Genomic DNA, 20,230 nt, shown 5'->3' on the forward strand with positions numbered 1-20,230 from the left:
AGTGATTGATGTCTACGCCAATCGTCAAGGCATGCGGTCCGCCAACGAAACAGCCCCTCACCGATACCGCGCCTGATTCCACTTGTGCCCCAGCAGCGACAGGATGATGATCAGCCCGTTGAAGAACTGCACATAGAAACCGCTCAATCCCGCCGCCACGACGCCGGTCTGGATGAAGGACACGGTGACCGCGCCGATGGCGCCGCCGACGACGGTGCCGATGCCGCCCCAGGTCGGCGTGCCGCCGACGAATACCGAGGCCAGCACCGGCAGGAGATAGCCGTCACCGGCGGTCGGCCACCAGGTGAAGTTGATCATCACCGAGAAGGTGCCGGCGATCGCCGCACCGATGCCGACGAAGACGAACACTTTCACCCGCACGCGCTTGACGTCGATGCCCATCTGCTGGGCGCTGTCGGGATTGTCACCCACCACCCTCACCTGCGCGCCGAAACGATGGCGGTTATAGAGCATCGCCGACAGCACGACGAAGCCGATGGCCCAGAAGATCTGCACCGGAATGCCCAGGAGCTGGCTGGAGAAGATCGTGTAGGCCCAGCTGTCGCTGAGGCTGGTCAGAGCCATCGACTTGCCCTCGTTGATGATCTGGATCAGGCCGCGCAGCAGGAAATTCATGCCCAGCGTGGCGATCAACGACGACAGCCCGCCATAGACGACCAGCGAGCCTACCAGGAAGCCGAGCAGCATGCCGGTGACGAGTGCCGCGGCGATGCCGAGAAACGGATCGTAGCCGGCCTGCACGACCAGCGCGAAGACCCATGAGGCGAAGCCCATCGTTGCCGGAAACGACAGGTCGATCTCGCCGCAGGTGACGACGAAGACCAGCGGCACCACCACGAACAGCGCAACGGGGAGCGTCGTCAGCACCGAACGGTAGAGATACCAGGTGGTGAAAACGGTCGGGTTGGCGATCAGGAACACCGTCATCATGACGATGAACACGGCGAGCGTGCCGAGCGCGGCACGGTTGTCAAGGATGAAGCCGCGCATCCAGTGATCGGATGGGTGCCTCCATTCTTTCTGAGAACTGGGACGGGGAATGCCGGAGGACGGCTCGTGCAGGTCGGGCTCCATGGTCTTGCTCATCGTGCTCTCTGCTCCGCGTCGCCGGCATCGTGCAGCCCGGCCAATCCGCCGGGATGCGCGACCTCTTCCATGAAGTTGATGAGATCTTCGGCCGACTTGACCTCGCTGCGGTCGGTCGTCAGTGCAACCTTGCCGCGGTCCAGCACCACGAAGCGGTCGGCGATGTCGAAGACATGATGGATGTTGTGGCCGATGAACAGGATCGAGCGGCCGCTCGCCCGCACCTGGCGCACGAAATGGAATACCTTGGCGGTCTCGGTCAGCGACAGCGCCGTCGTCGGTTCGTCGAGGACGATCAGCTCGGCCTGCTTGTAGATGGCGCGGGCGATCGCCACGCCCTGGCGTTCGCCGCCCGAAAGCTGGCCGACGATCGACTGCGGCGTGAACACTTTCGAGGTGAAGCCGATCTCGCGCATCAGCCGGCTTGCCTCCTCGATCTCCTTGTTGACCCTGAGAAAGCCCATGAAGCCGGTCAGCTCGCGGCCCATGAAGATGTTGCGAACGATGGTCTGCTGCACGGCCAGCGCCCGGTCCTGGAACACCGTCTCGATGCCGGCCTCGCGCGAACGCGCCGCGCTCCACCCGGTCACCGGCTTGCCACGCACGAGGATTTCGCCGCTGGTCGGCTTGACCACGCCCGAGAGGATCTTGATCAGCGTCGACTTGCCGGCGCCATTGTCGCCGAGCAGGCCGACCACCTCGCCGCGGTCGACGCTGAGATTAACCCCGCCCAGTGCATAGACCTGGCCATAGGACTTGCTGATGTCGCGCAGTTCGATGAGGCGTTCGGCCATCGGATGCTCGCTTTCATTGTCTCGTGCCGGCGTCGTCGCCAGCGGTCCCGCCGGCCGGGGCCTGAGATCCCGGCCGGCGGCTTGGGAGGTCAGCGCAGCGCCTGCTTGGCGAGCTCGGCGACGATCTCGTAATTTTCGGGCGTGACGAAGCCGGCGCCGGTGTCGACATTCATCGGCGCCAGCCCCAGCACAACCTGCTGGCAGAGGCTGAGGATCGGCAGATAGCCCTGCAGGAACGGCTGCTGGTCGGCGGTCAATTGCACCCAGCCACCCTTGAAACCCTCGACGATCTGCGGGCTGGTGTCGAAGCCGAAATTGAAGATCTCGCCCGCCTTGCGTCCGGCCGCCTGCATATAGGTCGAGACATTGCCGAGCATCTGCCCGCCGGGATAGCCGACCGCCTTGACGTCGGGATTGTTGAGCAGCGCCGCGGTGATCACCGGAATGGCCAGATTGGGATCGGACGCCCATTCGCCGCTCGGCGGTGAGGACAACTGGATGACCTCGACGCCGGCTTCCTTGAGCGCCGCCACCGTGCCACGTTCGCGCGCGCCGCGACTTTCGTTTTCGAACGGACCGATCATGATCGCCTTGTCGCCGGCCTTCAGCTTGCCCAGTTTGAACGCCTCGGCGCCGAGCGCGCGGCCCTGCTGTTCCTGCTGGGCGCCGACATAGCCGCCGCCGAACGCTTCCACCACCTTCGGCACAGGCACGTTCTGGTACATCATCTTGATGCCATCCTTGTGCGCCTGTTCGGCGAGCGGCATGATTGATGCGTCGCCCGGATGGCCCATCATGGCGATGCCGTTGGGCTTGACCGCGACGGCCTCGCGCAGTTGCTGCACCATCTTTTCGATGTCCCACTGGGAGAAGATGTAGTCGACCTTCGGCCCCAGATCGGCCTCTGCCTGCTTGGCGCCATTGTAGACGATGGTGCCGAAAGCATCGCCCTCGGCGCCGCCGACGAAGAAACGGATGTGGACGTCCTTGCACCATTTGGCGTCGAGCGCCTGCGCGGGCAAGGTGGAGATCGCAGCGGCAAGCACCGTGGCGGCGGCCACGACGGTCGAGCGCAGAACTGTCCTTCTCATCGTCATGCTCATGCACTTATCCTCCCTTTTTGTCCTCGCAAGCGAGGGGTTTCGACATTCGCTTCGGCAATGTGCGTTGCAGACATCCCGGCCGGCTCCTCCCGCCGGCCGATCCTCACATCGGGTTCGGCAGGTAGCTGGCCCCTCCCCGGCATTGCTTGAGATATTCCAGCGCCCGCACCTGGCCGGTGATCTCGAGGTCGCCGCGATAGACAGGGTCGTGCCAGCCTTCGATGTCGATGGCGCCCTTGTATCCGGCCAGCCGCAATTCGCTGATCACCCGCGTCCAGTCGCTGTCGCCGAAGCCCGGCGTTCGCATCTGCACGAAGGGCAGCCGGCCGAACACGCCATGCTCGCGGATGACATCCCAGCGCACCGTCGCGTCCTTGCCGTGGACGTGGAAGATGCGCGGCGCCCATTTGCGGATCTGCGGCATCGGATCGATCAGATAGACGAGCTGGTGGCAGGGCTCCCATTCCAGTCCGAGATTGTCGTCCGGCACTTCGTTGAACATCAGCTCCCAGGCGTCCGGATTGTGGGCGATGTTCCAGTCGCCGGCGGCCCAGTTGCCGTCCATCGCGCAGTTCTCGAAGGCGATGCGCACGCCCTTGTCGGCGGCGCGTCTGGCCAGCGGTCCCCAGACCTCCTTGAAGCGCGGCAGGCTGTCGGTCAGCTTCTTGCCGCGCAGGCGGCCGGTGAAGCCGCTGACCATCGAGGTTCCGAACAGATGCACATTGTCGATGACCGTCTCCCAGGCCTTGAGCACGCCGCGATCGACCTCGCCGTCTTCCAGCGGATTGCCGAACACGCCGAGCGAGGACACGGTGACGTCGGCATCGCCGATCGCCTCGCGGATCTGGCCGGCCAGCCGCGGCAAATCCTTGCCGCCCAGCGTCTGCCAGAAGAAGGGCTGGATGCTCTCGAAGCCGAGCGGCAGGATCTGCTTGATGTAAGCCGCCGGGTCGTCGAGATTGGCCCGCACCATGGTGCCGATCCGGATGTCGAGAAGCGGGTTCGGCGTCATTGTGCTTCCTCTGCGATTGTCACGCGGCGGCCGGTCTCGGCGCTTTCGATGGCGCCAAAAACCATGGCCAGGCTCTTGATGTTGTCGCCGCCGCGCGTTTCCGGCTCGGTGCCGGTCTCGATGGCGTGCATGAAATCCTGGAGAATGCCGAGATGGCCGCCGACGCGATCGGACGCATCGAGCGGCGGCACCTCGATCGGCTGGGTTTTGTCGAACATTCCCTCGCGGCCCGGCATCACTGCTTCTGCCCTCAAATCGTCATGACCGTCCCAGATGAGGCTGCCGCGCTCGGCAACGATGCGCCATGCACTTTCCCAACTGGTGCGGAAGCCGGCCGCGCACCAGCTGCCGGCGTAGGTGAAGACCTTGCCGTCGCCGAGATCGAAGACGGCGCTGGCCGAAGATCCCTGCCTGTACCAGGAACTGGCCGGCTCCCATTCCTGGCAATAGACGCCGGCCGGCTCGCCATTCACCATGTAGCGGGCGGCGTCGAAGGTGTGGATCGCCATGTCGAGCAGCAGCACATGGGCCATCTCCTCGCGAAAACCGCCGAAATGCGGCGCGACGAAGAAGTCGGCGTGGATGCTGGTCGGCGCACCGATGGCGCCGGAGTCCAGGAACCTCCGGATGCGCCTGACATTGGCGACATAGCGGCGGTTCTGCACGACCGCATGGATGCGCCCGGCGCGGCGCGCGGCCTCGACGATGGCGCGCGCATTTTCCGGACTGTCGGCGAGCGGCTTTTCCGTCAGCAGATGGCAATTGTGCGCAAAGGCGGACAGCGCGACCGCGCGCCGGGCGGCGGGAACCACGACATCGAACACCGCTTGCGGTTTGATCTGATCGAGGACGGTATCGAGGCTGCTGCCGATGACGGCATTGGTGAGGCCGTATTCGTGCGCCCGCGCCCGTGCCCTGTCGGCATCGAGATCCACGAGGCCGACAATGGCGAGCCCGTCGACTTGCTGCGCGGCATCGAGCCAGGCCTTGCTCATCGCTCCGCAGCCGACCAGGACGGCATTGATCATCCGGCGCTCCTCCTCCGCTCGGTCCCTCCAGACCGATCATCACGGCATCCACGGCATGACCGTAAACGTTTTCCGTAAACGTTTACGAGAACACACCCGAAGGCGTAGAATGTCAATTGGCCGCTCGTGAAAATCGTCCTGTCGCCTTGGCCTGAGCGGCTACCGGTGCTAGCCAAGCAAGGGGAGTACAGTCACTTGGCATCCAGCATTCATGACCTTGCCCGTCACCTGAACATTTCGATCGGCACGGTGTCGCGGGCGCTGAACGGCCGCGCCGACGTCAATGCCGACACGCGCCAGCGCGTGCTCGAGGCGGCCAGGACGCTCAACTATTCGCCGAACCAGTCCGGCCGCAGTCTGCGGCAAGGCGCCACCCATTCGATCGCCTTCATGCTGCAGCCGCATCCGGGCGACCAGCAATATGGCGAGCCGTTCTTCATTCCGTTCCTGATCGGGCTGCAGGCCAGGCTTGCGGAAAGCGGGCTCGACCTGACCGTGGTCATGGGCGCGCCGGGCGACTACCAGCAGGAGCGCCTGCGCCGCGTCGTCGAGACGCGCCGCGCCGATGCGGTGCTGCTGGCCTGGACGCGGCGCGAGGATGAACGCATCGACTATCTCACCCAGGCCGGCTTTCCCTTCGCCACGCTCGGCCGCAGCCGCTCCGGAACCAAGTCCTACCCTTCCCTCGACCTCGATTTCGAGAAGGCCGGGGCCGACGCCGTCGACCGCCTTGTGGCGCGCGGCCACCGCCGCATCGCCGCCGTCCGCCCGTCGCTCGACCTCAACTTCGGCTATCTGTTCCTGGCCGGCTACCGCAAGGCCCTGAAGCGGCACGGCATCGAGGTCGACCCCGAGCTGATCGCGTCCGGCTTCATCAACGAGGCCGGCGGCTACGGGGTGACGCCGCAGGTGATGCGCTCCAAGGCTCCGCCGACCGCCATCATCTTCAACAATGACGCGATGGCGCTGGGCGGCTGCAAGGCGCTGGCAGAGATGGGCATCAGGCCGGGCCACGACATGGCAGTGACTGTCATTGTCGACACGCCGCTTTGCCGCTATTTCTCGCCAGCCCTGACCGCCTTCCGCCCGGCGCTGGAGCCGATGGGACAACGGCTCGCGGAAATGCTGCTGGCGTCGCTTCCCGCCTTCGCCGGCCCGGAGGGTCCGCGGATCATCCGCGAGGTCTGGCCGCTGGAGCTGGTCGCGCGCGACAGCGATTAATCGCAGCAGCAGGACCTGGCGAATTTGTCAAACGCTGAGCCAGGGTGTGTTGAGATTCAGGTCAGGCCGAGCCGAAAATGATGGCTTTTGAGAACCGGAGCGGAGCGGACATTCGGGTCCGTGAGCACCGGAAGCGCAGAAAGCCGTCGTTTGCAGGCCGGCCTCACCTGAATATCGACATACCCTAGTCCACCTTCTTCTCGCCTCGCTCCCCGGCCTTGACGATGTCGCCCGTGGTGAACAGGATTTCCTTCAGTTCCGCGCGCCAGTCCTTCTTCTGGCGCAGCAGGAATTCGAGATCCATGCCGAAATGCTTGAACTCCTCGCCCTGCGCGTTCTTCATGATGGCGCGCGCCTGCGGGTCCTTCTCCACCGACATGCGCTGTTCGTACCAGCTGATCGCTTCCGCCTCCTCGATCAGCGAGGTGATCATGCGGGCAAAGGTCCGCACCTCCTGCGACAGTTCTTCAGGCGGTTCGTGATACTGGTCGAAACCCATGTCGTCCTCCCCTCAAACAGCACACCGGTGCGCAGTGCACCGGCCGCAGCCTTGAATGCGCGGGAGGCGCTATAGGTTCCGGATCACGCCACAACCAGGGCGATCAGCGGGAGCCAGCCTCAAGACACCGGCGCCGCTCCGCCCTCTGCCGTGCGCCGCGCGATGAACTCGTCCAGCACGCCTGATGTGGCGACGGCCGAGGTCGGCGGCGCGAAATCGGCAAGCACCCGCCTCCAGACACCGGTGGCGCGCTCGCTCGCCGTCTTCGAGCCGCTTTGCGTCCAGTTGCCGAAATTCGACCAGTCCGCCACCAGCGGCTCGTAGAAAGCGGTGCGGTAGCGGGCCATGGTGTGGCTGGCCGAGAAGAAATGCCCGCCCGGCTGCACCTCGGCGATAGCTTCGAAACCAATCGTGTCGGTGTCGCCGGGCGTCGCAGCACAAAGTTCAGCCACCGTCTGCAGCGCCTCGATGTCGGTGATCAGTTTCTCGAAGGAGACACTGAGGCCGCCCTCCAGCCAGCCGGCAGCATGGATGCACATCGTCGCCCCGGCCAGCACCGAGCCCCACAGCGCGAACTGCGTCTCGTGCGCGGCCTGCGCGTCGGAGATGTTGGCCGCACTGCCGCCGCCGGACCGCCAAGGCAGCCCGGTGAAGCGCGCCAGTTGGCCGGCGCCCAGCGTCGCCTTGACGTGCTCGGGCGTGCCGAAGGCGGGCGCGCCGGATTTCATGTCGACATTGGAGGAGAACGAGCCGTAGACGACCGGCGCACCCGGCCTCACGATCTGCGCCAGCGTCAGCCCGGCCAGCGCTTCGGCATGCTGCAGCGTCAGCGCGCCGGCGACCGTTATCGGCGCCATGGCGCCCGCCAGGCAGAACGGCGTGATGACGGAGACCTGCCCCGCGCGAGCGAAATCGATGATGCCTTGCGCCATCGGAATGTCGAGCTGACGCGGCGAGTTGGTGTTGATGACGGTGTAGCAATGCGCGCTTGCCAGAAACTCCTCTTCCGACAAGCCGCGCGCCAGCCGCAGCATCTCGAACCCGTCCTCGACTTGCGGCGTTCCGCGCGCGAAGACGAACGGGAGCTTGTCCGACAGCGTCAACTGCGCGCGGTTGACGGCATAGTGCCGAAAGCGGTTGTCGACATCCTGCGGTTCGATGCAGGGCCCCAGCATATGCAGCACATCGAAATGCTGCACCAGCCGCATCAGATCCTCGAAATCCGCCAGTGTTCCCGGCCGCCGGCCGCGCTCGAGATCGGTGACGTTCGGCGCCCCGCACCCGGCCAGGAAGGTCATCGAACCGAGCTCCAGCGTCAGATCGCGGGCGCGCGAACCGGCGTAAGCGTGGATCGACTTCGGCGCCGAGGCGAGTGCCGCCGTCACCATGTCACGGCCGATGCGCACCATGTCGGTGTCTGGATCGACCAGGGCGCCGGCATTGGCAAAATGCTCACGCGCTTGCGGCAGCAGCACCTTGATGCCGAGCTCTTCCAGCACCCGCAGCGCCGTGTCGTGGATCGAAGCCACCTGGTCGTCCGAAAAGATCGGCTGCGGCAGGAACGGGTTCTTCAGCGAATGGTAATTGGGACGGCGGCTGCTTTCGCTGCCGGCCTCGCCCGTGCGTCCACGCCGGCGCTCGCGCCTGCCGTCCCGTGCCGCGTCATCGACCATCGGAAATCCTCCTCATTGCCGCATTGCCTTGCCCAGGGGATCGTAGGGCGAGGCCGCGACGACACGCGCCGGCCGTTCCTCACCCACGACATGCACGGAGAGCGCGGTGCCCTCGCCCGCGAAATCGCGGTCGACCAGAGCCAGCGCCAGGCTCTTGCCGACCGTATAGCCATAGCCGCCCGAGGTGACGAAGCCGACGCGTCGGCCCTGATGCCAGACAGGCTCAAAACCGCTGGCATCGGCGTCGAGCGCATCGATTTCCAGCGTCACCAGGCATTGGCCGCTGCCGGCCTCCCGCTGTTTCAACGCTGCTTCGCGGCCGATGAAGTCGCTCTTGCCGAAAGCGATGAAGCGGTCGAGGCCGGTCTGGCCCGGCGTATAGCCTCGCGTGAATTCACGCGACCAGATGCCAAAGCTCTTCTCCAGCCGCAGCGCATTGAGCGCATAGTAGCCGATTTCAGCAAGGCCCAGATCCTCGCCCGCAGCCAGCAGCGTGTCGCGCAGAGTGGCGTGCATGGTCACGGGGCAACTGATTTCGAAGCCGAGTTCGCCCGCGATCGACAGCCGCGCCACACGTGCCTGCACCATACCGATGTCGAATGCGCCACAGGCCATGAACGGCAATGCTGCGCCGGAAACATCCTGATGCGTCGTGCGCTCCAGAATCTCCCGCGCATTCGGCCCCGTGAGCAGGAAGCCGCTCATCGTGTCGGAGAGGTCGGCGATGGTGACGCCCTCCGCCGCATGGCTCTCGAACCAGCGCATGTGGAATTCCCGGAGATAGTAGGAGCCCATCAGCCAATAAGAGCCGCCGCCCCAGTTGAAGACGGTGAGGTCGCCCTTCAGCCGTCCGTCATGGCCGAGCATCGGCGCCAGGCCGGCCCGCCCCGGCTTCGGCAATCGGCAGGCGAGCAGCCGGTCCAGCCACGCCTCCGCACCCAGCCCCGACACCGCATAGCGCGCATAGGCCGAGATATCGACCAGGCCGGCGGCGCGCCGCACCTGCAGCGCCTCCTCGCCGACGATGTCGAAGGCGTTAGAGCGCCGCAGCGTCGTGTTCTCGGCAAATCCCATCGGCGCGAAATAGGCCGGGATTTCCAACCCCCAGGAAGCCGTCCATTCGCATCCCGCCGCGCTCATGCCGTCATAGGCGCCGGGGCGTTTCAGCGGCCGGCCGGCGGGCAGCCGTTCATTGGGAAAGGTCATGACGAAGCGGCGCGAATAGAACTGGCGCGTCGTCTGCCTGAGATATTCGCGGTTGGCGGCGAAGGCACCGTAGCGAGCGATATCCATGCCGAAGATGTCGGCCTGCGGTTCGCCGAAAATCATCCATTCGGCCAGCGACTTGCCGACGCCGCCGCCCTGGCTGAAACCGGCCATGACGCCGCAGGCAACCCAGTAGTTCTTCAGGCCGCGCACCGGCCCGACAATCGGATTGCCGTCCGGCGTGAAGGTGAAGGCGCCGTTGACCCATTTGCGGATACCGGCCGTCGCCAGGCAAGGGAAGCGCTCATGCGCCTTGGCGAGTTCCGGGCTGATGCGGTCGATGTCTTCCGGGATCAGCTCTATGCCGTAATCCCACGGCGCTCCGTCCATGTTCCAGTGCTTTGGGTTCTGCTCATAGACGCCAAGCAGCACACCCTTGCGCTCCTGCCGCAGGTATGAAAAGCCGTCGAGATCGACGGCGATGCCGATTTCCCTGTCAAGTGCTGCGATCTCCGGAATGTCATCGGTGATGAAATAGTGGTGCTCCATCGGCGTCACCGGCAGGTCGACGCCGGCCATGCGGCCGAGCTGCTTCGCCCACAGCCCGCCGGCATTGACGACATGCTCGGCGATGAGGGTGCCCTGCTCGGTGATGACGTCCCAGCGCCCGTCGGCACGTGCTTTCAGCTCGACGACCCGGTTGCGCAAGATGATGTCGGCGCCGCGCTTCTTCGCAGCACCCGCATAGGCATGCGTGGTACCGTACGGGTCGAGGTGACCCTCGTTGGAATCATGCAGGCCGCCTAGCACGCCGGTGACGTCGACGATCGGGCAGATCGCCTTGATCTCGTCGGGCGTGACCAGGCGCGCGGTCTCGATGCCGACCGACTGGAACACGGCCCAGGCTGATTTCAGCCACTCCCAGCGTGCGGGATCGCTGGCGATGTTGACGCCGCCCGTCATGTGCAGGCCGATATCCCAGCCGGATTCGGCCTCGATCTCCCGGTAGAGATTGATGGTGTAGTCCTGCAGCGCCGCCACGTTGGGATCGGCGTTGAGCGCATGGAAGCCTGCCGCCGCGTGCCAGGTCGAACCGGCCGTCAGTTCTGCGCGCTCGATCAGCGCCACATCGCTCCAGCCGAACCGCGTCAGGTGATAGAGCACCGAGGCTCCGACCACGCCACCTCCGATGACGACTGCGCGGTAGTGCGACTTCAAGGCTTCCCCTCCACGGTTGGTCCGAAGACTGGAGCATATATCTACTAGACATAAGTGTCCAGTGCCGGCGCGCGCATCGTTTTTCGTCGACCGCCGGCATGCACTGCGCGCTGTCACGCAAGCATCATGTTCGCGCCGTAGACCGCATTTCGGGGAGGCTTGCGCAGCATCATCGATGTCGCACCTCTTTCAGTTTTTCGTCCCGCGGCCGCTCCGGCACATCCGTCACAAAGAGGATTATCCATGAAGCACCTGTATCGACCCGCGTCGCTTGGCGTCGCGCTGGCCTTGTTCACCGCCTTGGCGCCGGCGCTCGCCGACAGCACCGCGACCGTCGGCGGCCTCGTCAACAAGGGGCTGGTCGGCGTCGGCCGCATCCCGGCCGCTCAGCGCGACAAGTTCGGCGAGACCTTCGGCTCGGGTTCCGGCATGGCGATCGACGCATCAGGCTGGACGCATGACACCGCCGGCTACAGGGGTTCGCTCTGGCTGTTGCCGGACCGTGGCTACAATGTCGTCGGCACCACCGACTACCGGCCGCGCCTCAACACGATCGCCATCGAATTTGCTCCGGTCGCACCGGGCGCGGCACCTGCTGCCGGCCAGGAGCAGACGGGCATCAAGGCAACGCTCGCCGACACCATGCTTCTCACCGACGACAAGGGGGCTGATGCCACAGGCCTCGACCCACTCAACGGCGTGCGCGCGGCAAGCGGCGACATGCCGATCCTGCCGCAAGCCGACAATGGCAAGCTGGCGCTCGACAACGAGGCGATCGTGCGGCTGCCCGATGGTTCGATGTTCATCTCCGACGAATACGGCCCGAACATCTATCGGTTTTCCGCCGACGGGCATCTGCTGTCGGCAACCCAGCCACCGGCCGCCTTCGTGCCGATGCGCCACGGCACGCCGAACTTCGCCTCGGACAATCCGGGACCCGGTGCCGCCGAGCCCGATCCGAAGGACCCCGAGACCGGCCGCCAGAACAACCAGGGCCTGGAGGGAATGGCGATGACGCCGGACGGCAAGTTCCTGATCGCGGTGCTGCAATCGGCGCCCCGGCAGGATGGCGGCGATTCGCCCGCGACGCGCCAGAACACGCGTGCGCTGGTCTATGACGCGTCCGACCTCGCCCACCTCAAACTGGCGCATGAGTATGTCGTGCCGTTGCCGGTGTTCAAGGATGCCAAGGGCAAGACCAAGATCGCCGCGCAGAGCGAGATCGTGGCGCTCTCCGACAAGACCTTCCTGATGCTGGCGCGCGACAGCGGCAACGGCCAGGGGCTGAAGGGCGACACCTCGCTGGTGCGCCAGATCTTCGTCGTCGACGTCTCGGCCGCGACCGACATCGCCGGCGGCGCCTTCGATGCCGCCGACAAGCCGCTGGCGCCCAAGGGCGTGCTCGACCCGTCGGTGATGCCGGCCAAGCTGACGCCGTTCATCGACATCAACGACAAGGGCGAACTCGGCCGCTTCGGCCTGCACAATGGCGCGCCGAACGACAAGAACAACCTGTCGGAGAAGTGGGAGGCGATGTCGGTGGTCAGCGTTCTCGATCCGAAGCTGCCCGACGACTACTTCCTGTTCGTCGCCAACGACAACGACTTCCTCGCCCAGGACGGTTTTCAGGTCGGCGCACCCTACAAGGCGGAAGACGGCGCCGATGTCGACACCATGTTCCTGGTCTATCAGGTCACGCTGCCGGGTCTCGCCAGGAAGTAACCACCACTGCCCAGGCGGGCGCGCTTGGCGCGTCCGCTGGGGCTCGCGGCTGGGCATGAACGAAGCAGCGGCTTTCAGTGCGGCGCGTTCGCAAGGGTGCATCTCGGTCCCGCCTGCGATATCATCGTGGACTGGATCCAAATCACCATCCGCCGAGTTGCCCGCCATGGACGAAAAAATGCCCGCGCGCCGGCGCACCGGCGACCTGACCAGCGGCCCGATCCCGCGCACGCTTCTGCTGTTCGCCCTGCCGGTGCTCGGCTCCAACGTGCTGCAGTCGCTCAACGGCTCGATCAACGCCGTCTGGGTCGGCCGTTTTCTCGGCGAATCGGCGCTGACCGCCACCTCTAACGCCAACCTCGTCCTGTTCCTGATCCTCGGCACCGTGTTCGGCATCGGCATGGCGGCCACCATCCTGGTGGCCCAGTCGGTCGGTGCCCGCGACCTGCCCGAGGCGCGCCGCATTGTCGGCACCAGCGCGACGTTCTTCTTCCTCGTCTCGGTTATCTTCGCGGTCTGCGGCTGGATCTGGGTTGACGCCATTCTCAACACGCTCGGCACACCGGCCGACGCCTTGCCGCTGGCGCGCTCCTATCTGCGCATCATCTTCGTCGCCGTGCCGATGATGAACCTTCTGTCCTTCGTCATGACCGTGCTGCGCGGTGCCGGCGATTCACGCACCCCCTTCTTCTTCATGGCGCTGGCCGTCGTCCTCGACATCGTGCTCAACCCATTGCTCATCGCCGGCATCGGACCGTTTCCCGAACTCGGCATCGCGGGCTCCGCCACGTCCACGCTGATCGGCCAGACGGTAAGCGTGATCGCCATCCTGATCGTTCTCTATGTGCGCAAGCATCCGCTGCGGCTGGCCGGCGCCAATCTCGCTCTGTTGCGGCCCGATCCCACCTTGCTGCGCATCGTCGTCTTCAAGGGCGTGCCGATGGGCCTGCAGATGATCGTCATTTCGGCGGCGGCACTGACGGTGATGGGCATCGTCAATTCCTACGGCTCACAGGTCGCCGCCGCCTACGGCATCGCCGCCCAGCTGTGGACCTACATCCAGATGCCGGCGCTCGCCATCGGCGCCGCCGTTTCCTCGATGGCGGCGCAGAATGTCGGCGCCGGGCGCTGGGACCGGATCGGCCGCATCGCCGCCTCCGGCGTCGGCTTCAACCTGGTCCTGACCGGCGCGCTGGTTGCCGTGCTGTCGGTTTTCGACCGTTCGGTGCTGAGCCTGTTCCTGAGCCGCGACAGCGCGGCGATCGACATCGCCGTCCACATCAACAATGTCGCCTCGTGGTCGTTCATCCTGTTCGGCATAACCATCGTGCTGTTTGCCACCGTACGAGCCACGGGTGCCGTGATGCCGCCGCTGATCATCCTGGTCATCTCGGTGCTGGTCGTGCGCACCGGCTTTGCCTATTTCATGCGTGGCGTGATCGGCGAGGAAGCGCTGTGGTGGAGCTTCCCGGCGGGTTCGATCAGCTCGCTTGTACTGGCGGCGGCCTACTATCGTTTCGGCCGCTGGCGCACCACGCACATGATCGAGGACAGGCCGGCCGCCGGCGAGCCGCCGGACACCGGTCTTGGCGTGCCGCGCGGACGCGCGCATCTTTCGCCTGAAACACCGAACGGCTGAAGCCCGGTTCCGCTGGACCGCTCCAGGCCTCAACGCCGTTTCAGCCCAAAAGCCAGCGCCACCAACGAAAACGCCACGATCATGCCGGCGAACGCCAGGCTGGCAGCGACGGGACTGGCATAGGTCGAAACGATGCCGATGCCGATGACGGGCAAGGCGTTGCCGACAAAGCAGCAGATGAAGAAGCTGGACACCACTTCGGCGCGACGATCCTTGGGCGCGATCTCGTTCACCACTTGCAGGCCGCCACGGTAACCAAGCGCCGCCGCAACGCCGCAACAGGCCGTCGCAGCAACCATCAGTGCCATCGAGGCCAATATCTGCGCCGCCATCACCAACGAGACGCTTGGGATCATCAATGCCAGCGCAGCCAGCATCGCCTTGCTGCTCTTCATGTGCATCAGAACGACAATGCTGATCGCGGTGACGATCGCCAGCTCGAAGAACAGCGCGCCGGCGACGGCATGGTTGGTCTCATGCAGCTGCTGCGCCAGGATGCTCGGCGCCAACGCGGCGTAGAACCCGACCAGCGCCATCGCGCCGAAGCCGGTCACCGCCGGCGCGACGAAGCGCGCACGGATTTCCTCCGGGACGGAAAGTCGCGGCCGCAAGGAGATCCCCCCGAGGCCGCCCGGCTTCGCCACCGTTTCGCGAATGCGCCAGACCAGGATCGTCACCACCACAAGTGCTGCCAGATAGACGATGAAGATCAGCCGCAACGGCCATGGCTCGTATTCAGCCAGAAATCCCGAAATCAGTGCGCCGAGGCCGAGGCCGAGGAAGTTGGTGCTGGTGGCAATCACACTGGCGCGCGACTTGTCCGCGCCGGGAAGAAGCTCGGCAATCCACGCGGTTCCGGTCCCCGCGCCGACGCCGATGCCAAGCCCGCTCAGGATGCGGGCGACGTCGAGCGAGACGACGTTTACGGCAAACAGGAAGACAAGCGCACTGACGATGGCGACGAGCATGGCCGCCAGGCTCGCGGGCCGGCGTCCGACAATATCGGAGACGCTGCCCAACATCAGAAGTGCCGCCAGATTGCCGACGACATACACGGCGTAGATCAGCGTCAGGGTGATTTGTGAAAAGCCGAATTGCTGCTTGTAGACGATGTAAAGCGGCGTCAGCACCGTGCTGCCGGCAAACAGCACCGCAATCATCGCGGCGACGGTGGGGATTGCGAGAGCATCGCCACCTGCCCCTTCGTGCGTATGCGCAAAATCGCGAATGGCCATGGCCAACCTCGTCAATTTCGGGGATCGAGGGTCTAACGCGGTTTCATCCACGACGTTCCAGCCGGCAGGCAGGCTCCTGACAGCACGGTGGACATTGCTTGAGCGGGAAGTCCGCCGGCTGAACAGGCTCGGATCGGGGCCAGCGGCTCCGATCCGTCATCTATCGTTCAACCGGTCGGCGTTACCTGCAAGCAAAGCCGGGCGCGATCTTGCACTTGCCAGGACGCGGCCTGTGCGGCGGCCGATGGTGCGGAGGACGGTGCGGCTTGTGCCAGTGTGGCGGCCGATGCGGCGGACGCACGATGATGATTGGCGGGCGAACGATCTGGGTGCGTTCAAGATAACCGGCGCTGGCCCAGCCGCTCACGCCGCCGCCATGGATTCTACACCAGCCCGGCTGGCAGCCGGTGACATTGACTCTGAAGCCGGCGGGCAGCGTTCCCACCCTGGCGTATCCCGCTCCCGGCCCGCTGCGGACGTTGAGGTTGGTCGAGGTGTGAGCGCTGTAGGCGAAGGCCGCGGCGGACGTCCCGAACACCGCGGCCAGGATGGTCGCGGCCACAAGCAGAAAACGAAATCTCATCAGTCCCCTCCATTCGAATCCCGGCCGTTCACCTGCTCCGGCCAAGATTGCCCTGCAAGAGGAGCGGCCAAGCCAAGAAAAGTCAACAGGTGGGCGGCCGTAACCGTCCTGGCCAACGGGACTGATGCCGGATTTTCCTTGGACATGGTTGAGGAATTTCACGGTTGCCATTTATTGGCTCCTCAACATCCGCTAGCGTTTACTCTCTTTCGACAATTCATCGCGGGCAAAGGTGGGATCCATGGGCAAAGGCAGGGTCGAGGCATTCACCGATGGCGTCGTGGCTATCATCATCACCATCATGGTGCTTGAGTTGAAAGTGCCGCATGGCGAGGATTTCTCCGCCTTGGTGCCGTTGTGGCCGATCTTCTTCTGCTACGTGCTGTCCTTCATCAATGTCGGCATCTACTGGAACAATCTGCACAACATGTTCCACACCGTTCAGCGGGTCGACGGGCGCGTGCTGTGGGCGAACCTCAATCTGCTGTTCTGGCTGTCGCTGATGCCGGTGACCACAGCCTTCATGGGCGAGAACCACTTTGCGCCGGTGCCGGTAGCAGTCTATGGCACCGACCTCGCGCTATGCGCCATCGCCTACACCATACTCGCCGCCGCGCTGCATCGCCTGCACGGCAATGATACCGCTTTTGCCAAGGCGCTGGGTAATGACCGCAAGGGGAAGCTCTCGCTGGCTGTCTATATCGTGGCCGTCGTGCTGACCTTCGTCAGCCAGTGGATCGGCGTCGCGCTCTATGTGCTGGTCGCGATGATATGGCTCGTACCGGACAGGCGCTTTGCGCGGGTGATTGAAAAGTAGCTGTCTTCACACATTTTCAAGGCAAAGCGCTGCACGGCTTTCCCAGAGTTGCCCTACTTGCGCATCGCTTTCAGTTTTTCCGCCACCGATGCGGCGAGGTCGGCATAGAGCTCCTCCAGCCGTTCCGCGGCCTTGATGATCGAGAAATCATGGCCGAATTTTTCCAGCGCCATGCGCAGTTTCTCGACGAACTCGGCTTGTTTCTCCAGCGCGGAAAAGAGTGTCTTCACCTGCGCTTCGCTGATGTCGGGATTGGCCAGCATCTGCGGCACCTCGCGGCCCATCTGGTCGCCAATGGCGGTCTGCTCCTTCAGAATTGCAACCCAGTCCGTCAATCAGGAACCTCCGTTTGTCCCCAGGCCCAAATCTCTTTTGCGGGGACAAGGGGCAACATGCGCAGCCTCGGCCGGACTGGTCAACCCGACAAGACGAGCAGAGGCTTGCACCGGCCCGTTCCGGCGCTAAGTTCGGCGCCATCGAACAAGGAATCCATCGCCCATGATCACCGACGCCGAGATCCAGACCGCCCTGCCCGCGCTTGCTCCAGGCAATGCCGCCGTGATCACCGGCGCTGCCAGCGGCATCGGTCTGGCGGCCGCCAAGCGGCTTGCATTGCTAGGCATGAAGATCGTGCTGGCCGACATTGGCGGCGCGCGGCTTGACGACGCCTCGCGCGCCGTTTCCGCGATTGCCGGCGACGGTGCCGTGCTTGCCGTCGCCGCCGACGTTTCGAAGGCGGATGAGATGGACCGTCTCGCCGAGAGGGCGTTCGGCGCCTTCGGCGGCGTGTCGCTGCTGATGAACAATGCCGGCGTGGGCGACAACCCCGGAAAGCCGTGGGAAAACCGCGATGCCTGGAAACGGCTGCTGGACATCAATTTCTGGGGCGTTGTGCATGGCGTGGAGGCCTTCGCGCCGCGCATGCTGGCCTCGGCCAGGCCGGGTCTGATCGTCAACACCGGCTCCAAGCAAGGCATCACCACGCCGCCCGGCAATCTTGCCTACAATGTCTCCAAGGCAGGAGTGAAAACCTTCACGGAAGGCCTGGCGCACGCGTTGCGCAACGAACCCGGCGCCCATGTCGCTGCCCATCTGCTGATCCCCGGCTTCACCTTTACCGGTCTGACCGAGGGTGCGACGGAAAAACCGGCCGGCGCCTGGACCGGCGAACAGGTTGTGGATTTCATGCTGGAATCCCTGACCAGGGGAGATTTCTACATCCTGTGCCCGGACAATGAGGCGGCCCGGCCGCTGGATGAAAAGCGCATGGCCTGGGCGATCGGCGACATCATCGAGAACCGCCCCGCTTTGTCGCGCTGGCATCCGGACCACAAAGGCAGTTTCGCAGCCTTCATGAAAGGCTGATTTTCAGGCCGCTTGCTTTTTCGACCCGCGCTTCTGTGCCACGGCCTTCTTCGCCGCGATGTCGGCGATCTGTTCGTCATGCCGCTTTGCCGCACGCTCGCATTTGGCGCGGATTTCCTCGACTTCGGATTCGGTCAGATGCTCGATGCCGATGAAGTGGTTGTGGCCCTTGCCGACCCGGATCAGTTCGTCGAGCTTGGCCTGGATCGCCGCGCCGTCGCGGTTCTGAGTGTTCTGGATCAGGAAGACCATCAGGAAGGTGATGATGGTCGTGCCCGTGTTGATGACAAGTTGCCAAGTGTCCGAAAAGCCGAAGAACGGACCGCTCACCCCCCAGGCGATGATGATGAGGCAACAGACGGCGAATGTCGGCGGCAGGCCGGCTATGCGGGCGACCCAGTTGGCAACCTTGGTGAAATGCTTTTCCATCTATCGAAATCCTCGACGCTGCGGCGCGATGAGAAACAATCAGCGACCGCTTCAGGTTCCCGATGCGAACAAATACCTCAGGTACAATTGCCTACACGCATAGGGAGAATAGTCTGGAAAACACACCTTATGGGTTCAATGCCACAGTACTCCTGCAGGCAAGAGTGCCTGTTCCTTCCGCTTCACAGCGGTTTACCTCCAGCCCCTTCCGCTGCGCCACCCCCGCATGGCGGAAGGGGTTCAGTCCGGAGAGCGCGGAGCATGGTTTCCCGAAAGCGCCGACCGGCAGAAGGACAGACGGTCGCTCCACTTTCCCGCAGATTGCTTGGCAGCGCCGGCCTAGGCCTGCTGATGGCCTGCGCGGCCGTGACCGCCAGGGCAGAACCATCAACAGCACCGGCTGCCGAAATAGCGACCGATCCGACAATCACCGGCAGTCTCGAAAGGCATTGGACCAACAACGCGCTGGACAGCGACCATGCGGTCAAGGACTGGTACACACTGTTGCGCGGTTCGCTGCAGCAGCAATGGGGCGACAACGACGCCAACGCGAAATTCAGCGCGGACTTCCAGGTAACGCATTACGACAAGACGTCGATCGAGGACGACCGCGGATTGTCGCTGTCGGCCGAGGCCTTCCGCCGGCTCGGCCCGGGTCTCGAACTGAGGGGATCGCTGAGCTATCGCATCTCCAGCACCGGCGACAATCTGGATATCGGCCCGCTGACGCTGGGTACGCGCGAGTTCAAGCAGGTCTTCGGCGCCCAGACACAACTCGGCATCGACCTCGGCAACGCCACATCGCTGATCCTCGAGGCCGCCGACAGCTACGAAAAGCTCGGCGCGACGCATTTCCAGGAAGATCTCATCTTGCCGGCGAAGCTGCATGCCGACCGCAATCTCTTCCAGTTGGCGGCTCGGGTCACCCGGACAGTTGGCCAGCTTGCCTTCGGCGCGTCCGCGTCTGCGCTCTTCGCCAGCGTCGAGGAAATCGGTTACCCGCCGCTGTTCCTATCGTTCAACGCCTATACGCTGCGCGCCGAGGCGGCCTACAAGGCCACCGACGGTTCGACGCTCGGCGTGGCGCTGGGTGCGCAGTTCCTGCGTGGCGCCGATAACATCTACCAGCGCTGGCGTCCGACCTGGCAAGTCACGTTCGGCAAGCCTCTGCCGCACGGCTTCGAGCTGCGCGGCACCTATTTCGGTCGCTACGAAACGTCCGAAACCGACGACCCCCTGGCTTCGTGGCTGCAGCGCGCGGAATTGGAACTGGGCATGAAGGTGCGCGAAAACCTCGGCATCGCTTCCGGCATCTTCTATGAGCTCAAGGACAATTTGCTCTACGAGAACCAGGAGCGCCGCAAGGGCGTCTATGCCGAAGCGACGTACAACGCGACCAAATCGATGGCCATTGTCGTTCGCGTCGACGTTTCCGAGACCTTCAAGACCGTGATCGACGAGCGCGAACACACGGTCGATGCATTTGTGGGCCTGCGGGCGAAGATCTAGCTCATTCCCGCGCTTGACTGGGTAGGCCCACAAGCGGAGGCAGGAGGGTGTTGAAGACCCTCCTGCCCAC

18 protein-coding genes are annotated in these 20,230 nt (G+C 64.5%); 6 read left to right on the top strand and 12 right to left on the bottom strand.

Translation table 11 applies throughout. From position 1 onward, the window contains the following. Window positions 1–57: 57 nt before the first annotated feature. The 5 genes from M729_RS0102100 to M729_RS0102120 all read right to left on the bottom strand — a co-directional run bounded on the left by M729_RS0102100 (window position 58) and on the right by M729_RS0102120 (window position 5,044). Window positions 58–1,107 (bottom strand): ABC transporter permease, encoded by a 1,050-nt coding sequence (locus M729_RS0102100; RefSeq protein ID WP_027160618.1) that lies wholly within the window; start codon window positions 1,105–1,107, stop codon window positions 58–60. Continuing rightward, on the bottom strand, window positions 1,104–1,901 hold the full coding sequence (locus M729_RS0102105) for an ATP-binding cassette domain-containing protein (protein WP_013530993.1): 798 nt from the start codon (window positions 1,899–1,901) through the stop codon (window positions 1,104–1,106). Before M729_RS0102105 ends, M729_RS0102100 begins: the two co-directional genes overlap by 4 nt. 89 nt (window positions 1,902–1,990) lie before the next feature. After that, window positions 1,991–3,004 carry a substrate-binding domain-containing protein gene (locus M729_RS0102110; protein ID WP_013530992.1) on the bottom strand — a complete coding sequence of 338 codons (1,014 nt, stop codon included), beginning with the start codon at window positions 3,002–3,004 and terminating at the stop codon, window positions 1,991–1,993. A 103-nt stretch (window positions 3,005–3,107) separates the two neighbouring features. Continuing rightward, window positions 3,108–4,016 (bottom strand): sugar phosphate isomerase/epimerase, encoded by a 909-nt coding sequence (locus M729_RS0102115; protein WP_027160619.1) that lies wholly within the window; start codon window positions 4,014–4,016, stop codon window positions 3,108–3,110. After that, a complete protein-coding gene (locus M729_RS0102120; RefSeq protein ID WP_027160620.1) occupies window positions 4,013–5,044 on the bottom strand; it encodes a Gfo/Idh/MocA family oxidoreductase in 1,032 nt (343 codons plus the stop codon). The genes M729_RS0102115 and M729_RS0102120 overlap by 4 nt, the downstream gene beginning before the upstream one ends. Window positions 5,045–5,239: 195 nt before the next feature. Between M729_RS0102120 and M729_RS0102125 the strand changes: the two genes are divergently transcribed. After that, complete coding sequence (locus tag M729_RS0102125; RefSeq protein ID WP_027160621.1) at window positions 5,240–6,265, top strand: LacI family DNA-binding transcriptional regulator; 1,026 nt, start codon at window positions 5,240–5,242, stop codon at window positions 6,263–6,265. 184 nt (window positions 6,266–6,449) lie between these two features. Here M729_RS0102125 and M729_RS0102130 read toward each other — a convergent pair whose 3' ends face one another. The 3 genes from M729_RS0102130 to M729_RS0102140 form a co-directional block, all read right to left on the bottom strand. Next, entirely contained in the window at window positions 6,450–6,764 is a 315-nt protein-coding gene (locus M729_RS0102130) for a hypothetical protein (protein WP_013530988.1), read from the bottom strand. Window positions 6,765–6,883: 119 nt separating this feature from the next. Then, window positions 6,884–8,437 (bottom strand): trimethylamine methyltransferase family protein, encoded by a 1,554-nt coding sequence (locus M729_RS0102135; protein ID WP_027160622.1) that lies wholly within the window; start codon window positions 8,435–8,437, stop codon window positions 6,884–6,886. Between the two features lie 12 nt (window positions 8,438–8,449). After that, entirely contained in the window at window positions 8,450–10,861 is a 2,412-nt protein-coding gene (locus tag M729_RS0102140) for an FAD-dependent oxidoreductase (protein ID WP_027160623.1), read from the bottom strand. Between the two features lie 243 nt (window positions 10,862–11,104). Between M729_RS0102140 and M729_RS0102145 the strand changes: the two genes are divergently transcribed. Both M729_RS0102145 and M729_RS0102150 read left to right on the top strand, forming a co-directional pair. Then, on the top strand, window positions 11,105–12,583 hold the full coding sequence (locus tag M729_RS0102145) for an esterase-like activity of phytase family protein (protein ID WP_027160624.1): 1,479 nt from the start codon (window positions 11,105–11,107) through the stop codon (window positions 12,581–12,583). A 178-nt stretch (window positions 12,584–12,761) separates the two neighbouring features. Next, complete coding sequence (locus tag M729_RS0102150) at window positions 12,762–14,222, top strand: MATE family efflux transporter (protein ID WP_224621288.1); 1,461 nt, start codon at window positions 12,762–12,764, stop codon at window positions 14,220–14,222. A 29-nt stretch (window positions 14,223–14,251) separates the two neighbouring features. Here M729_RS0102150 and M729_RS0102155 read toward each other — a convergent pair whose 3' ends face one another. Beyond that, complete coding sequence (locus tag M729_RS0102155; protein WP_027160625.1) at window positions 14,252–15,457, bottom strand: MFS transporter; 1,206 nt, start codon at window positions 15,455–15,457, stop codon at window positions 14,252–14,254. Between the two features lie 181 nt (window positions 15,458–15,638). Next, a complete protein-coding gene (locus M729_RS0102160; RefSeq protein ID WP_013530982.1) occupies window positions 15,639–16,040 on the bottom strand; it encodes an SH3 domain-containing protein in 402 nt (133 codons plus the stop codon). A 241-nt stretch (window positions 16,041–16,281) separates the two neighbouring features. On the opposite strand from M729_RS0102160, the gene M729_RS0102165 reads away from it, so the two are divergent. Next, window positions 16,282–16,857, top strand: coding sequence for a TMEM175 family protein (locus M729_RS0102165; protein ID WP_013530981.1), 576 nt, complete (start codon window positions 16,282–16,284; stop codon window positions 16,855–16,857). A 53-nt stretch (window positions 16,858–16,910) separates the two neighbouring features. Here the strand turns inward: M729_RS0102165 and M729_RS0102170 are convergent, their stop codons facing one another. Beyond that, the gene (locus M729_RS0102170) at window positions 16,911–17,192 is read right to left on the bottom strand and encodes a hypothetical protein (RefSeq protein ID WP_027160626.1); all 282 of its coding nucleotides are present in this window, start codon (window positions 17,190–17,192) and stop codon (window positions 16,911–16,913) included. Window positions 17,193–17,355: 163 nt separating this feature from the next. On the opposite strand from M729_RS0102170, the gene M729_RS0102175 reads away from it, so the two are divergent. Continuing rightward, a complete protein-coding gene (locus M729_RS0102175; RefSeq protein WP_024501448.1) occupies window positions 17,356–18,222 on the top strand; it encodes an SDR family NAD(P)-dependent oxidoreductase in 867 nt (288 codons plus the stop codon). A 3-nt stretch (window positions 18,223–18,225) separates the two neighbouring features. Here M729_RS0102175 and M729_RS0102180 read toward each other — a convergent pair whose 3' ends face one another. Further along, window positions 18,226–18,651: a low affinity iron permease family protein gene (locus M729_RS0102180; RefSeq protein ID WP_013530978.1), complete on the bottom strand. Its 426-nt coding sequence runs from the start codon at window positions 18,649–18,651 to the stop codon at window positions 18,226–18,228. A 261-nt stretch (window positions 18,652–18,912) separates the two neighbouring features. On the opposite strand from M729_RS0102180, the gene M729_RS0102185 reads away from it, so the two are divergent. Then, on the top strand, window positions 18,913–20,160 hold the full coding sequence (locus M729_RS0102185; RefSeq protein ID WP_027160627.1) for a hypothetical protein: 1,248 nt from the start codon (window positions 18,913–18,915) through the stop codon (window positions 20,158–20,160). Window positions 20,161–20,230: the final 70 nt, after the last annotated feature.

It is taken from the genome of Mesorhizobium sp. WSM1293 (assembly GCF_000513875.1).
In the GTDB taxonomy this organism is placed as follows: domain Bacteria; phylum Pseudomonadota; class Alphaproteobacteria; order Rhizobiales; family Rhizobiaceae; genus Mesorhizobium; species Mesorhizobium ciceri.

Excerpts from the sequence above, each read along its gene's own strand:
- M729_RS0102145 (WP_027160624.1), top strand. The coding sequence starts at position 11,105 with ATGAAGCACCTGTATCGACCCGCGTCGCTTGGCGTCGCGCTGGCCTTG.
- M729_RS0102110 (WP_013530992.1), bottom strand. The coding sequence starts at position 3,004 with ATGAGCATGACGATGAGAAGGACAGTTCTGCGCTCGACCGTCGTGGCC.
- M729_RS0102120 (WP_027160620.1), bottom strand. The coding sequence starts at position 5,044 with ATGATCAATGCCGTCCTGGTCGGCTGCGGAGCGATGAGCAAGGCCTGG.
- M729_RS0102100 (WP_027160618.1), bottom strand. The coding sequence starts at position 1,107 with ATGAGCAAGACCATGGAGCCCGACCTGCACGAGCCGTCCTCCGGCATT.
- M729_RS0102115 (WP_027160619.1), bottom strand. The coding sequence starts at position 4,016 with ATGACGCCGAACCCGCTTCTCGACATCCGGATCGGCACCATGGTGCGG.
- M729_RS0102165 (WP_013530981.1), top strand. The coding sequence starts at position 16,282 with ATGGGCAAAGGCAGGGTCGAGGCATTCACCGATGGCGTCGTGGCTATC.
- M729_RS0102130 (WP_013530988.1), bottom strand. The coding sequence starts at position 6,764 with ATGGGTTTCGACCAGTATCACGAACCGCCTGAAGAACTGTCGCAGGAG.
- M729_RS0102185 (WP_027160627.1), top strand. The coding sequence starts at position 18,913 with ATGGTTTCCCGAAAGCGCCGACCGGCAGAAGGACAGACGGTCGCTCCA.
- M729_RS0102175 (WP_024501448.1), top strand. The coding sequence starts at position 17,356 with ATGATCACCGACGCCGAGATCCAGACCGCCCTGCCCGCGCTTGCTCCA.
- M729_RS0102150 (WP_224621288.1), top strand. The coding sequence starts at position 12,762 with ATGCCCGCGCGCCGGCGCACCGGCGACCTGACCAGCGGCCCGATCCCG.
- M729_RS0102135 (WP_027160622.1), bottom strand. The coding sequence starts at position 8,437 with ATGGTCGATGACGCGGCACGGGACGGCAGGCGCGAGCGCCGGCGTGGA.
- M729_RS0102105 (WP_013530993.1), bottom strand. The coding sequence starts at position 1,901 with ATGGCCGAACGCCTCATCGAACTGCGCGACATCAGCAAGTCCTATGGC.
- M729_RS0102160 (WP_013530982.1), bottom strand. The coding sequence starts at position 16,040 with ATGAGATTTCGTTTTCTGCTTGTGGCCGCGACCATCCTGGCCGCGGTG.
- M729_RS0102180 (WP_013530978.1), bottom strand. The coding sequence starts at position 18,651 with ATGGAAAAGCATTTCACCAAGGTTGCCAACTGGGTCGCCCGCATAGCC.
- M729_RS0102155 (WP_027160625.1), bottom strand. The coding sequence starts at position 15,457 with ATGGCCATTCGCGATTTTGCGCATACGCACGAAGGGGCAGGTGGCGAT.